The sequence below is a fragment of the Caproiciproducens galactitolivorans genome (genome assembly GCF_004768785.1).
In the GTDB taxonomy this organism is placed as follows: Bacteria; Bacillota; Clostridia; order Oscillospirales; family Acutalibacteraceae; genus Caproiciproducens; species Caproiciproducens galactitolivorans.
The window spans coordinates 44,716-57,658 of the sequence record NZ_SRMQ01000007.1 but is presented as its reverse complement, the minus strand read 5'-3'; the positions used below and the strand labels follow the sequence as shown (position 1 = coordinate 57,658).

Sequence of the window (12,943 nt, the reverse complement as noted above, 5' to 3'; positions counted from 1 at the left end):
TTTTCTTGAAGAAGCCGTTTGTTACACTAGAACAATTAAAAAAAATTACTGAAAAATACCCCACTCCATTTTATCTCTACGACGAAAAGGGAATTCGGGAAAATGTGCGAAGGCTGCAAAAGGCTTTTTCCTGGAATCCCGGTTTCCGGGAATATTTTGCGGTAAAGGCAACCCCAAATCCTTTTTTGCTTCGCCTGTTGAAGGAAGAAGGCTGCGGTACGGACTGTTCTTCTTTAACAGAACTGATGCTTGCGGACGCGGTGGGCTTCCACGGAAGCGATATCATGTTCTCTTCCAATGACACGCCTGCGCAGGAATTTGTGCTGGCAAAAAAGCTGGGCGGAATCATTAACCTGGACGATTTTACGCATATTGACTATCTGAAAGAAGCCACGGGTATTCCGGAAACTATCTGCTGCCGCTACAATCCCGGCGGAACCTTCCAAATCAGCAACGCAATTATGGATAATCCGGGTGAGTCAAAATACGGGTTCCCCTACGACCAGTTGAAGGAAGGGTTTCTCAAGCTGCGTTCGTATGGAGCGAAACGGTTCGGTCTGCATGCCTTTCTGGCAAGCAATACAACGGATGACGCGTATTATCCGACGCTGGCGGGTATTTTATTCCGTACGGCGGTTGACCTGTACAAGCAGACGGGAATTGCCGTGTCCTTCATTAACCTGTCCGGCGGAATCGGCATTCCGTACCGCCCCGAACAGAAACCGGCGGATATTGAAAAAATTGGCGAAGGCGTCCGAATGGCCTACGAAGAAATTCTGGTTCCGGCGGGACTTAAAAATGTGGATATTTACACCGAACTCGGGCGTTACATCCTCGGGCCATACGGCTGCCTTGTCACAACGGCAATCCATGAAAAACATATTTACAAGGAATACATCGGCGTAGATGCCTGCGCTGCAAATCTGATGCGCCCGGCAATGTACGGGGCGTACCACCATATCACGGTTATGGGCAAAGAAAACGCGCCCTGCGACCATCGGTACGATATTACTGGGAGCCTGTGTGAAAACAACGACAAATTTGCCATTGACCGTATGCTTCCGAAAATCAATAAGGGCGATTTGCTGGTAATACATGACGCGGGAGCACATGGGCACGCCATGGGGTACAATTATAACGGTCGCCTGCGTTCTGCGGAGCTGCTCCTGAAAGAGGACGGGCCTGTTGAATTAATCCGGCGTGCGGAAACCCCGATGGATTACTTTGCAACCCTTGATTTTTCGGAAACATTTCAAATATTGAAAAAGCGTGAGAAAGAACTGGGGATTGAATAGTGTGTTCAGATTGTCTCCGAAATACATTGACATTTTATTGGATTATGATAGAATACTTACTGGGAATGAAGTTCTCCCATAGCGAATGCTAAAATTGCTTTTAAAGCTGATGACTTCTGTGGCATACACAGCAGGCATCAGCTTTTTTGTTTACTCCGGGGAGGGGGAAAGAGGGGCGGCTTCTCGGCTCTCCGCTCAGACTAGCTATAATAGCCATACTCAAACCCCGTTTGAAGGGGGCATCGAAAAGAATATTGGAGGGGTATTTTTGAACATTTGGCACGATATCTCCAAAGAAAGAATCCAGACAGACGATTTTTGCGCGGTCATTGAAATTCCGAAAGGTTGTAAAACGAAATATGAACTTGATAAAGGTACGGGTACGCTCTATATGGATCGAATTCTTTATACTTCCGCGCATTATCCCGCAAATTACGGGTTTATTCCTCGCACGATAGCGGAAGACCGTGATCCTCTGGATGTTCTTGTGCTCTGTACTGAGGATATACAGTCTCTTTCTCTTGTTCGGTGTCGCCCGATCGGTGTCATTGCAATGCTGGACAGCGGGTTTGTGGACGAGAAAATTATTGCCGTTCCCTTTCATGACCCTACCTATAACGCCTATCACGATATAACGGAACTGCCGAAACATGTGCTTGAAGAAATGTCGCACTTTTTCTCCGTGTACAAGCAGCTCGAAGGAAAAGCTACGGCTGTTGAGCATATACAGGACGCGCAGGAAGCGAAGAAGATCATACGAGTATGCATTGAAAGATATGAAAAAGAGTATGGCGCAAAAGAATGAACGCAATTAAGGAACGCCTGCCGTTTTCGGCAGGCGTTCCTTAATTTTGCTTCATTAGACTGTTGAGCTGATCGGCAATATGAACGGATTCTTGTATCACGGCAGAAACCTCCTCCATTGCGCTTGACTGTTCCTGGGTCGTATGTAAAGTGATATTAGAGTTGTTTACGGTTTCTTGGATGGATTCCTTGATCTTCTTTGTTAGCTTCATGATATGTTCGGCCGTATCGTTGGAAGTTTGGGACAAGGTCTGAATTTCCTTTGCAACGACGTCGAATCCTCTTCCAGCCTCCCCGACGCGAGCCGATTCTATGGATGCGTTGATGCCCAGAATCTTTGTATAGGATGCGATTTGGGTGATGGATTTCAAAACATCATTAATTTCTTCCGTAATGGTTTCCACTTGCGAAATCTCTTCGTTCAGGTCCTGTTGCCGTTCCGTAATATTCTGCGCGGAGGACGCAAGTTCTTCCAGAGTGGACGAAATCTCGATGAATTTATTTGCCAAAAGCTTAGCGAGATGTTCAAGCTCAATTTTTGCATAGCCGTTTTTGGCGAGTGCATTGACGACAATAAACAAAACTTCCGCGGCGGCGCTGATGCTTTTCATATCCGTAACCTTGATCTTTTTTACCGCCTCGACCAACCCGTCCCCACTAACATCAATTTCATTTGCAACTTTGCGGTAATGCTCCTCCCGGGGGTTTTCCGAAAGTACCTGTCCGCCCAAAACGGTTCCGATCAGTTCGCCGTTAATGATGATCGGTGCGGCAAAATCAATCAGACCCGCGTGGCATTGTCCGACAAACGGCCTGCCGGAGCGGGCGGCCATTTCGCCCATGCGGTGGTGGGATTCGGCACAGCGGCGGTCACCAATTTGAGACTGGTGGACAAATCCGTCGCAAAATCTTGTATAGGAACTGGGATTTGTTACCGGGGTGCCGTTACGGTCTACGGTCACACTAGCACAATTCATACCGATTGCAAAATTATCCTGGAATTTTTGCAACAAAGAGATGTCGATGATATCGCTTATTTCGAGCACCTTCATGTCAAGCGTGCCGTCTTCGTTTGTTTTTATCATACTTTGTTCGTCCTTTTTTGTATTTTGTTTGGCGGTGAAATACGAGTATCTTAATCGTCAGATTTCGTATTTATGAATCCGGATAACGCTTTTCAAGAAGGGAAAGAAAAGCTTTCATATACCCCGGTAGATCCTGCGGCCGGCGGCTGGAAACGATATTGCCATCCACAACCACGGGCTTGTCCAGCCACTTTGCTCCCGCGTTTTCCATATCGTCTTTAATACCCGGCGTGCTTGTGACGTTCTTTCCATTCAGTATTTTTGCGGAAATCAGAACCCAGCCTGCGTGGCAAATCTGACCGATTGGTTTGTTTTCTCTGTCTATTGCGCGAACCATCTCGATCACTTCCGGAAAACGCCGGAGCTTGTCCGGAGCCCAGCCGCCCGGAACCAGAAGTGCGTCGTAATCCTCGATGGCGATGTCCCCAAACGCATAATCGGAAGTGGCAGGTACGCCGTATTTCCCGATGTATTTTTCGCCGGCTTTTTCTCCGACCAGATGAACGGTTACACCTGCTTCCCGAAGCCTTAGAACGGGGTACCACAATTCCAAATCCTCAAAATTGTTTGCAATGAAACAGACCACTTTTAATCCTTTTTTCACTAAATAATCCTCCTTTCATTTTGCTTTTATATATGATTTGAATTTTCTCGAAATTTTATAAAATTATTATATCATAATTCTAGGATGTGGTATTCTAATTTTACAATTTTTTTTATTGTATGATTTTTTATGAGGTTTTTACGCTGTTGCGGAGAAAATATTGCCTGTGTAAATACGGAGGTGCGTAAAGGAGCGCCTATCACAGAGAAAGCACCTTGTCTCCCCCGCAGAGCGCAGGAAGAAGTTACTTCAAAAAAAGATGGCATAAACCGGGAATTTTATAATAAATTCTGAAAAAATACAAAGTACTAAAAAAATTAAAAAAAAAACTTGCATTTTACTGCTGAATGTAGTAGAATATATCTCGCTGACACGTTAGCCCCCATTGCGATATAGGTTAGGTATTGACGGGGTGAACGGAATACAATATATGGTGTGACAAAGCCATAAAGTCATTATAAGTTGCCGATATTTTGATGCGGAATTGTGTAAGGGTAGCACGACAGACTCTGACTCTGTTTGTGAGGGTTCGAATCCTTCTTCCGCAGCCATGGCCCCAAAGAGGGCCGATTTTTCGAGGTGTGGCTCAGCTTGGTAGAGCGCTACGTTCGGGACGTAGAGGCCGCTGGTTCGAATCCAGTCACCTCGACCATGAATGATAAAGGGTAAAAGTATATGCTTTTACCCTTGTTATCAAATAATTTTTATGTATCACAAAGGATTGTTGGCGCAATCACATAGGAATAAAGATTCCTCTCCCAGGTTCTCTGGAAGCTGCCCCCAATACAGTAACGTTGGAAAAACAAAAATTGCAAGGAAAATTTAACAATATATCGTTTGAAAGACCGTATTTATTCCGGTCTTTTATTTTATTCTAGTGTTTTTGTATTCTCTGCATTCAGATATATCGCTATATCGAAAAATTTGATATTAGTGCTTTTAAATCATAATTGTGCTAGCAGCCGCACGTTCAAACAATAATAAAATAGCGCAAAAAGTGGCTGGAAACTGAAAATAAAAAGTAGCCTAATTCGACAATTTTTAGTGGCTTTGCAATGTGCAAATGAAAATCAGCACGAATATATTGCAATCTTTTTCGAACGTATGTATTTACTCAAGTACCAAGCATCCATCTTCAAATGCGGTCGGGTAAGTTAGTGGCATCATACGGTTTTTGAATACAATGATATAGGCATATACATAAAATCTACCTCCTGAATTCAACCGGCTTAGTCAGCCGGATAACGCGTATAAGGGTTACAAAAATCACAAGAGCCGTAATAGACAAGGAAATCTTCCCCTTGGTTGTGCAAAACAGAAACCCTTTCCAGTCATTATTCAAAGCGCATGCGGCCAGAATAATCCCTCCAATGATTGCAAGTACAGATAAATACATTTTTATTTCTTTATACATTTCATAGTCGAGTTCCCCGGAAACCGTACGCATTTTGGAGAGCTTCGCCACAATAGGATAGGTTGTTTCATTTTCTTCCAAACGATAGCCAATAAGACTGATCTCGTCCCCATATGGTACGGAATATTTTAAGATGTCTGTCTGGGAAATCCGGGACTGTGACAACAATTCACCTAAAGAGGGGTGATTCTGCTTCCCGGCAGGAGTCAGGACTGGAAGCATGGGCGTTTCTTCATCACAGGTGACGATCGCAACGCTCCGTTTTATTGCTTCCAGTCCTTTTGTGATCTTCACAGAAAGGGTGGTTTTTCCACTATCCGGGCTGCCCCAAATCGCAAGAACCTGATTATTGTTCATTTGTTTTTCCTCCCTGTTTGGATGCAAGGTACTGGTCCTGTGCGTCTATAAATTTCCGCGCTGTTTTCTTGTCTCCCCGGTAAACAAGGGATGCGTGGATGGTGCCGTTAGCGTTATAATCGATGAGGTTTTTTTCTGCTCCGGTGTGACCAATACGGTCAAGGTGGTAGGCATTTCATTCTTTGTGGAAGTACTGGTATTATCTTTTCTTCCTGTTTTTATGTATTTATGGATCCTGGCGAATAACCCGATGGCTAACCCGAGTTATACGGAACGGATTTCGGCTCTCGCTTTGCAAGGCAATTCTTATCGAGAACCAGACGAACGGGAATCCCATCCTGAGCTAAAAGAGCAGATCGAGTACGATTATTTTGAGGAAAACTTCCCTGATGACCTAGGCATCATTTCAGACATGATCATCCGCCTTCCATTCTGTGGCAGCCCACAATCCACTTTGCTGGAATAATACCGCGATAAATATACCATTTGTCGCTGCCATCCCATCCTGTCACAATCTGTTGAGCTTCTTCCGGCATATCTGCCACAAAATCAATCGCCCGTATAAGCTTTTTGCGATAGTTGTCTGGTATATTAACGGTCAGCCTATACGCGGTGCGGCTATAATCGATTAAGTTTCGGGTTGCCCAGCTTTGCTTGCGTGGGTCAGGCTCTGTAGTGAGCCATTGACAACGCGGTATGAGCTTATACACGCCGTCTACAAGTTTCGGAAATTGCCCCAGCGTAAGTCCCTCGTGCATGATGCTGTCTTTGTGCTGTGCCGCACAAAAATGATATATGTTCATTTTCGTCTCTCCTGCATTGACATTTTCATTTCTACTGTAAATTGTAATCCCATAACGGCTCCTCCTTTTCCTGCCCTAACTGGATGAAATAATTATGGCAGAAGGCCGGTTTTAATTTGTTTTCCCTGATAATTAACAGGGAAGCCTCTGTGTCATATTTTAATCCACCAGTTTAGGTCCGATATGCCAATCGTCGTAAGTTTCCGTATGCCCAGCGTACCAAGCAATACGGAACGGACCGCAAGCTCGTGGGGCATACTCCCGATCGACCTCCGCTTCGCGTCCCTCCTGCGTTATTGGTAAGTTGTACATGCAGGCGTGCAGAAATTCCTCTGATTCCGGGATATCAGTTGCGTCTAAACCGTCCGACCCGTAACATAGTCTTTCCTTTGCCATAAAAATCTCTCCTTTTTTAATTTGATATCAAGGTATAGAAAATTCGATGTAATAGAATTGCCTTGGCTCTGCGGATATCTTATGAAAGATACAGTAGGCAGAATTCGGACATTTCCTATACCGGTTAAAAAATAAACATTTTTGAATATGCTTTAAGTTTCTCTGATATGCCGGTTTGCTGGTAATAATCTTGATTTTTCCAATTTCCTGCATTCTTACATATTGTACCTTATGGAGCATAAAAGCTAACCGTTTAACGGACGATTCGCTTCCTGTGGCTGCTTTTTGTTTATCCGCAGAGACCCAGGCTTTGGCGATATGGAAGTACCGGGAGTTTCATACAATTCTTGTGCCGGGCAATTTGATTCCTCCTATTGTTTATTTTTTTTAGCTGCTCTATTGAAAACGATAAAACCTCTGCGACAGGGAAGACAGTCCCGTTACAGAGGTTTCATTAATTTCGTTGTTTGCTTTTTGTATCGTATAAAGTTTTGGATTTCAGGGCGCATTGTCCTCCCATAGGTATTCCCATCGAGGATTTTTTAACCATTAAGCACGGCAATAGAAAAGATGTGCCGTATTCAGCACCAAGCATACTATGGTTCACGATTTGACGGTGACAGAAATGCGGCTTTTATTATTTTGTTTTCCTCACAGTTCCAACAAACGGTCACCTTTGATATCCTCAGGATGCCATGAAATCAGTACGAATTTCCCATTTGCGTGTTCGTTGATGTGGTTGAGCCATTCTATTTCGCCAGCAGCCTTAGCTGTCAGTATGGGACTCGAAGTATCCGTGCCATAAAGTGACTGATTGACCACCCACCACTTGGCGGCAATGCCTGCACGCTTTAAATCCTCCTCAAGACGAAGAGCCTCATAGACCGGAGTTGCTTCGGGTAAGGTTACTATAATGACCTCAGTTTCGTCTGATTTCAGCCGTGGCAACAGCCGTGCTACCGATTCGGGTATTTCGCCTTTAGTGCGCTCAATTTCATGATTATAACTCTGCGTTGACTCCAATAGGAGCAGAGTGTGTCCCGTGGGAGCTGTGTCTATGACAACCACTCGATCGTCTGCCATGTTAACTATCTCCGCAAAAGCGCGGAAAACAGCTATCTCCTGCGTACAGGGTGAACGGAGATCTTCTTCGATATAGGCAACATCCTCGTCACTCATACCGGATGCGCGCGCTTTGGAGAGCACCTCCTGCTGATACTTTTTGAGTTCCTTGGTTTCATCAATATGGCTCATGGATATACCGCAGGTTTCGTCTATCACAAATTTTAGATGCGCAGCCGGGTCAGTAGTGGTAAGGTGGACTTTCTTACCTCGCTTTGCAAGGCCGAGCGCAACAGCAGCCGCAACGGTTGTTTTACCAACTCCGCCTTTGCCCATCGTAAATATGACGCGCTTGCCCTCTGCTGCCAGTTCATCGATCATATTGCTGAGTGAGGGAATATGGTCAGTATTTAACTTCCGTGGCTTAGTGGACACATAATTGGTAGTAAGCAAAGCACGCACATTTTCCAAGCCGGTTACGTTATAGGATCGCAACGGTACCATAAAGATTGGTAAAGTCTTTAATTTTTCCGGTATAGCCGAAATAGCTGTTTGCTGTTTTTCGTAAAGGCTGGAAGAAAGGGTATCTGTATGTTCCAACAATAGTCCATTGATAACCAGTATTTGATTGTTAACACCCAATGCAGACAATTCACCGGAAGCCCGTTCTGCTTCTTTAAACGGTGCGGTTTCGGGACGGGTAACAAGAATCAGAGTGGTCAGGTCCCCGTCTGCCAGCGTTTTCACGGCTTGCTTGTAGATCGCTTTTTTGCTCTCTAAACCGGAAAGTTGGCCGAGGCAGGATGCGCCATGAGTGCTTTCACTTATAAAATTGCTCCAAGCAGAAGGAAGCTGAAGCATTCGCAGGGTGTGGCCGGTAGGAGCAGTATCGAAAATAATATGGTCATACTCCTGCTGAACCTTTGCGTCTGTTATGAAATTGGAGAACTCATTAAACGCCGCTATTTCTATGGTGCAGGAGCCGGAAAGCTGCTCCTCCATATTTGCGATAACGGATGCTGGCAGCTTGCCCCGATAAGGTGCGATTACGCTCTCCCGATATTCAGCTGCGGCCTGTATAGGGTCAAGGTTGGCCACATATAAATTTGGTACACCGGGGATAGGAGTACCCTTGTTAGACAGTTCCATAGAGAACACGTCCTGCAGGTTGGAAGCCGGGTCGGTGCTGATAAGCAGCACACGTTTGCCGCTATCCGCAAGTGATACGGCGGTGGCACAGGCGACGCTGGTTTTACCAACCCCGCCCTTGCCGGTATAGAAAAGGTATTTCGTTAATTTGATCTTTTGCGGGTCGAATAAATTCAATTTAACAGCAACCTCCCTTGCAATTACAACCGCCGGAATTTTTCTTAGTAACCTTTACCTTAATAGGCTGGCTTTTGGCTTCCAACACATCTTCGGGAAGATCTAGCAGCTTCGTAAATTCTTTGTTAGTGGGGTATCGGCCTGTAATGACAATCTTGCCGTCAACTATTACTGCTGGCAATCCCCTTGTTCCTTTTTCATTGATATAGGCGTTAATGGTTTTGTCTTTGATAAATTCGGCAGGTGCGCTGTTAAGGTTGAAGCGATCAACAATTACACCATGCTTTTTTAACGTGTCAAGCACTGTAGAGATACGCATAAGTTCTGGGTCGACGCCCACACCGCAGAGTCCGGTTGGGCAGCACATGGCTGGTTCGAATATTTTCATTTTTTTCATAGTAAATAACTCCTTTAATATCATTTATTTGTTACCAACCGCCGGTCGGGAAACCAATGGCGGGTGATAAATGTACTAGCGTACATATTATCGGAACTTCCGTCAATACGCCAACCGCGCAGGCCAGCACAACAGGTGAATCGGGGCCGAACAGAATTCCTTGTGTTTTTTCTCAGCTCATATCATATTACCGCTTTTTTCATACAGTTCAGTTTCATCCTTATGTGCCTTGGATATAAAATATTTTTCAAGATTTTCAGGAAGCTGATAGGCTTTGCGCTCAGGCTCATGTTGTCCAGCGTTATATACCTCGCGCAGGATTGCGTCTACAATCAATTCCTTTGTAGGGGATGTGTATTCGACTCCATTATATACCCATACGCGGCAGTCAACATTCTCTCCACAAAGCGTTCCACAATCCTCGCAAAGTGATTCTCTAAGCTCTACAGCGATATCATTTCCATTTACGCGGATGGTCGGCGAACTGATAAATTGATATTGAATCGCCAACTCTTTCGTTGCAATATTTACTTTGTTTACCTTGACTTTATATCCCGCCGCATTAAGCACCACGGCTATACTGGAAACCGCTTCGTCCAGTACCTTTTCAGTATTCTGGCATCTGCCGCATATGGTCGTGGTCCAGATATAGAAAATCGATGTTAATCGGCTTTTTCGGTTGCGGCTGGCAACAGTTTTCGGATGAACAACAACATTTACTCATTTTCATTACATCCCTTACAACAGTTTGCGTTTTCTCTGCAAATACAATTCTCCTTATCGGATGTGATCGCACAGAAAAATTGCTTCGTTTTACGGATAGTATCATCATCCAGCGAGTAATACGTCCATTTACCTTCTTCCCGCGCTTTAACAATCCCACATCCACACAGAGTTTTCATGTGATGAGACAATGTGGATTGGGACATTTCAAACTTCTCCAGAATCTTGCAGGCACAAAGTTCCCCGCAGGAAAGCATATCTACGATCATCGCTCTTTTGGGATCTCCCAACGCTTTAAACACTTTTGTGTTATCCAAATAGTAGTCCATAGCACTTCCTCAAATCTAAAGTCTTCGATATGATACATTATATGCTTCAAATCGAAAAGTGTCAATATAAAATTGTAAAAATTTGTGACTTACCTGTCATTACGATTAGGCATGTACCTATTAGAATTTTATGTTCTGGTATTAATCTATCACTACAAGTTTGCTTGTCAATCAGGTATGTCGGAAAATGAACAGAAAGAATTCAGCCGCCTTCTTCGAATTGCTTTGGAAAACATGAATCATATTGGAAATAAATAACAGGTGGGATCAGCGTCTTCCTTAGTATTTCTGATAGGTAATGTCTACACTAGTAGCGTCAAAGCCTGAACACACATCTTCGGTGGTAGTGATACAAGGCATGTGAATACGAAAGCTCTTCTGACCTTATGGCACAGCCGGTGGTATTTGTTACACAACAAAAAGGGAAACTAACCGCAAAAGCAGGTAGTTTCCCTTTTTTCGGTAGTACCATTGTGCTGGTGAGCGAGCCGGGCACAATAAAAAGACTTATTAATTTAGCGAGATAAAATGAGCCGTTAAAAAGTCCTTTTATGGAAACCACGACTATTCGACTATGATGATTTACTCCTATCGATTTATATAACCCAATAGGACAAGACATGATCTTCGCTTAGGATACATTGCCAGGTTTCAATAGCCCCTTTAATTGAAAATATTGTTCCATCTCCTCTTTTATCTTCTCCGGGCTATCATTGACAGAATAAATAAATTCTTTTTGATCCGGCATATTGATCCAATTATTACCGTCGAACCGTTGCGGGACGGCTGATACCCAAATGCTGTAAGCTTGAAGTGTATCGTAATTGGCAAAAGCAACGAATCGCAATTCATAACCAAGTGTTTCTGTCAGGCTATAATGAAGCTGTGCGTGAAAATAAAAGGCTTTAGGATCCGGAGGATCCTGGTCAAAATAGGGAAGAACAGGATGTTCGATTCCGGCACGTTTGCTTGCCGCTCGGGCTGCTTCTTTCTGGGGTTTGCTATCGTCCAAAAGAGGCTTCATGCTCCACTTCGAAATTCCGTTCTGAACAGGGATCTCTTTCCATTGTGGTTGGGAAAATAGTTGGCGTAGCTTAATAGAATTCTCAGATTTGCTTTTGTTGCTTTGATTAACAACCATAGCAGCGATCCCTCCAATAGTTATAAAAAGACAGGTAAACACAACTAAGATTTTGCGTTTGTTCAAATGTACTATTATGAATCTCCCCCTTAATAAGTCGGCAGCATCTCATGTAAATATGATGATGAGAGCCAGACATAATTTTTCCATCCATCATTAATATAAAGCTGATTGTTACTAGGATCCCCATCATCCGCATACCCAACTGAGATCACATAGTGATAATTATACTTGGGTGTTCCGGGTTCAGTTGATAGTAATGTTGGTAGATTATCATCCACTCTTTTACAAACGCTAGCCCAATCATACGGGGAATCTACTGCATAAAGATAATAACCGTTTTGACCAACACTTTTCGAATATGCTGTTATTAATGATGCCATAAGTCTCTCACTGATTCCAGTAGTTGGGTACCCACTAGATATACATGTATTATAAATTGAACGTTTAATTTGTTTTTCTGAAGATAAACTACTTGGCAAATAATTGTTACTTACATATTTATCATACCATTTCTCAAGCATTGCCAAACCATTAATCCCACAGTCCCCATAGTAACTTCCGGCATTAAAAGCCCAAGAGGGATCCCCAGCGCCGGGTATAGATACTCGTGTAGCGGATCTGGGATTATTGGATAATTTTTCAATCATAGTTTGTTTTATTGCATTATCTATCGTTCCGGATTTAGTTTGTGGGCCGGAAGACAATTCCGCTAACGGTATAACGTGATTTGTTCTAATATTAACTCCTTTACCGCCTTTAACCTTGATATAATCTAACGGACCCATATAAATAATATCATCGGCAATGCTAAATGGTGTGCTATGGTTTAATGATAATTCTATGATTTTCAAGTCTGCTAAATTTACAATTGCATATCCGTCCTTTTGATTTGCCTTAAATGTTACACACAGAAATGCATTATGACCATTGCCATCTTTTAGTGTTTTACCACCAGAAATGCTAATATCGGTATTATGCATATGTTTTACAAAAGCTTTAACATAATCATTTTCGATTTGAAAGCTAGTATTATTAACCACCGAATACTTAGAATTCGTATCAACATCTTTTGTTGCAGCAAAAGCACTTGACGACGCCGACAGGAGAAGGACAGCAACCAAAACTAAGCTTAATAGTTTTTTCATAGGGGTAGAGCTCCTTTCAATATTTTATTTCTTAAGACTTCACGAAAGTGCTATCAATT

Annotated in this window: 13 protein-coding genes, 2 tRNA genes and 1 riboswitch; of the genes, 5 read left to right on the top strand and 10 right to left on the bottom strand. The window is 43.4% G+C overall.

Annotation, left to right across the window (positions count from 1 at the left end; translation table 11 throughout):
* Nucleotides 1–5: 5 nt before the first annotated feature.
* Nucleotides 6–1,295 (top strand): diaminopimelate decarboxylase, encoded by a 1,290-nt coding sequence (locus CAGA_RS08295; protein ID WP_135659732.1) that lies wholly within the window; start codon nucleotides 6–8, stop codon nucleotides 1,293–1,295.
* Nucleotides 1,296–1,347: 52 nt separating this feature from the next.
* A riboswitch (Fluoride riboswitch) is annotated at nucleotides 1,348–1,421 on the top strand.
* Between the two features lie 142 nt (nucleotides 1,422–1,563).
* Nucleotides 1,564–2,100, top strand: a complete 537-nt coding sequence (locus CAGA_RS08290) for an inorganic diphosphatase (protein ID WP_135659731.1) — start codon at nucleotides 1,564–1,566, stop codon at nucleotides 2,098–2,100.
* A 40-nt stretch (nucleotides 2,101–2,140) separates the two neighbouring features.
* Here the strand turns inward: CAGA_RS08290 and CAGA_RS08285 are convergent, their stop codons facing one another.
* Together CAGA_RS08285 and CAGA_RS08280 are read right to left on the bottom strand one after the other, a co-directional pair.
* On the bottom strand, nucleotides 2,141–3,184 hold the full coding sequence (locus tag CAGA_RS08285; RefSeq protein ID WP_135659729.1) for a PocR ligand-binding domain-containing protein: 1,044 nt from the start codon (nucleotides 3,182–3,184) through the stop codon (nucleotides 2,141–2,143).
* A gap of 70 nt (nucleotides 3,185–3,254) precedes the next feature.
* A complete protein-coding gene (locus CAGA_RS08280; protein ID WP_135659728.1) occupies nucleotides 3,255–3,788 on the bottom strand; it encodes a type 1 glutamine amidotransferase domain-containing protein in 534 nt (177 codons plus the stop codon).
* A 477-nt stretch (nucleotides 3,789–4,265) separates the two neighbouring features.
* Here CAGA_RS08280 and CAGA_RS08275 point away from each other — a divergent pair.
* Both CAGA_RS08275 and CAGA_RS08270 read left to right on the top strand, forming a co-directional pair.
* Nucleotides 4,266–4,339: transfer RNA gene (locus CAGA_RS08275), tRNA-Gln, on the top strand.
* A gap of 24 nt (nucleotides 4,340–4,363) precedes the next feature.
* Nucleotides 4,364–4,440: transfer RNA gene (locus CAGA_RS08270), tRNA-Pro, on the top strand.
* Nucleotides 4,441–4,995: 555 nt separating this feature from the next.
* Here CAGA_RS08270 and CAGA_RS08265 read toward each other — a convergent pair.
* Nucleotides 4,996–5,559, bottom strand: a complete 564-nt coding sequence (locus tag CAGA_RS08265) for a hypothetical protein (RefSeq protein WP_135659727.1) — start codon at nucleotides 5,557–5,559, stop codon at nucleotides 4,996–4,998.
* Between the two features lie 94 nt (nucleotides 5,560–5,653).
* Here CAGA_RS08265 and CAGA_RS08260 point away from each other — a divergent pair, with 94 nt between their 5' ends.
* Entirely contained in the window at nucleotides 5,654–6,025 is a 372-nt protein-coding gene (locus CAGA_RS08260; protein WP_135659725.1) for a hypothetical protein, read from the top strand.
* Here CAGA_RS08260 and CAGA_RS08255 read toward each other — a convergent pair.
* The 7 genes from CAGA_RS08255 to CAGA_RS08220 form a co-directional block, all read right to left on the bottom strand.
* Entirely contained in the window at nucleotides 5,976–6,362 is a 387-nt protein-coding gene (locus CAGA_RS08255) for a beta/alpha barrel domain-containing protein (RefSeq protein WP_135659723.1), read from the bottom strand. The two genes, CAGA_RS08260 and CAGA_RS08255, sit on opposite strands and share 50 nt — an antisense overlap.
* A 1,047-nt stretch (nucleotides 6,363–7,409) precedes the next feature.
* Nucleotides 7,410–9,146 (bottom strand): arsenical pump-driving ATPase, encoded by a 1,737-nt coding sequence (gene arsA / locus CAGA_RS08245; RefSeq protein WP_135659719.1) that lies wholly within the window; start codon nucleotides 9,144–9,146, stop codon nucleotides 7,410–7,412.
* A 1-nt stretch (nucleotide 9,147) separates the two neighbouring features.
* Nucleotides 9,148–9,543, bottom strand: a complete 396-nt coding sequence (gene arsD, locus CAGA_RS08240; RefSeq protein ID WP_135659717.1) for an arsenite efflux transporter metallochaperone ArsD — start codon at nucleotides 9,541–9,543, stop codon at nucleotides 9,148–9,150.
* A 177-nt stretch (nucleotides 9,544–9,720) separates the two neighbouring features.
* Complete coding sequence (locus tag CAGA_RS08235) at nucleotides 9,721–10,176, bottom strand: DUF2703 domain-containing protein (RefSeq protein WP_461949989.1); 456 nt, start codon at nucleotides 10,174–10,176, stop codon at nucleotides 9,721–9,723.
* Between the two features lie 83 nt (nucleotides 10,177–10,259).
* Nucleotides 10,260–10,595 (bottom strand): ArsR/SmtB family transcription factor, encoded by a 336-nt coding sequence (locus CAGA_RS08230; protein ID WP_135659715.1) that lies wholly within the window; start codon nucleotides 10,593–10,595, stop codon nucleotides 10,260–10,262.
* 631 nt (nucleotides 10,596–11,226) lie between these two features.
* Complete coding sequence (locus CAGA_RS08225; RefSeq protein ID WP_135659714.1) at nucleotides 11,227–11,736, bottom strand: hypothetical protein; 510 nt, start codon at nucleotides 11,734–11,736, stop codon at nucleotides 11,227–11,229.
* A gap of 89 nt (nucleotides 11,737–11,825) precedes the next feature.
* Complete coding sequence (locus tag CAGA_RS08220; RefSeq protein ID WP_135659712.1) at nucleotides 11,826–12,884, bottom strand: C39 family peptidase; 1,059 nt, start codon at nucleotides 12,882–12,884, stop codon at nucleotides 11,826–11,828.
* Nucleotides 12,885–12,943: the final 59 nt, after the last annotated feature.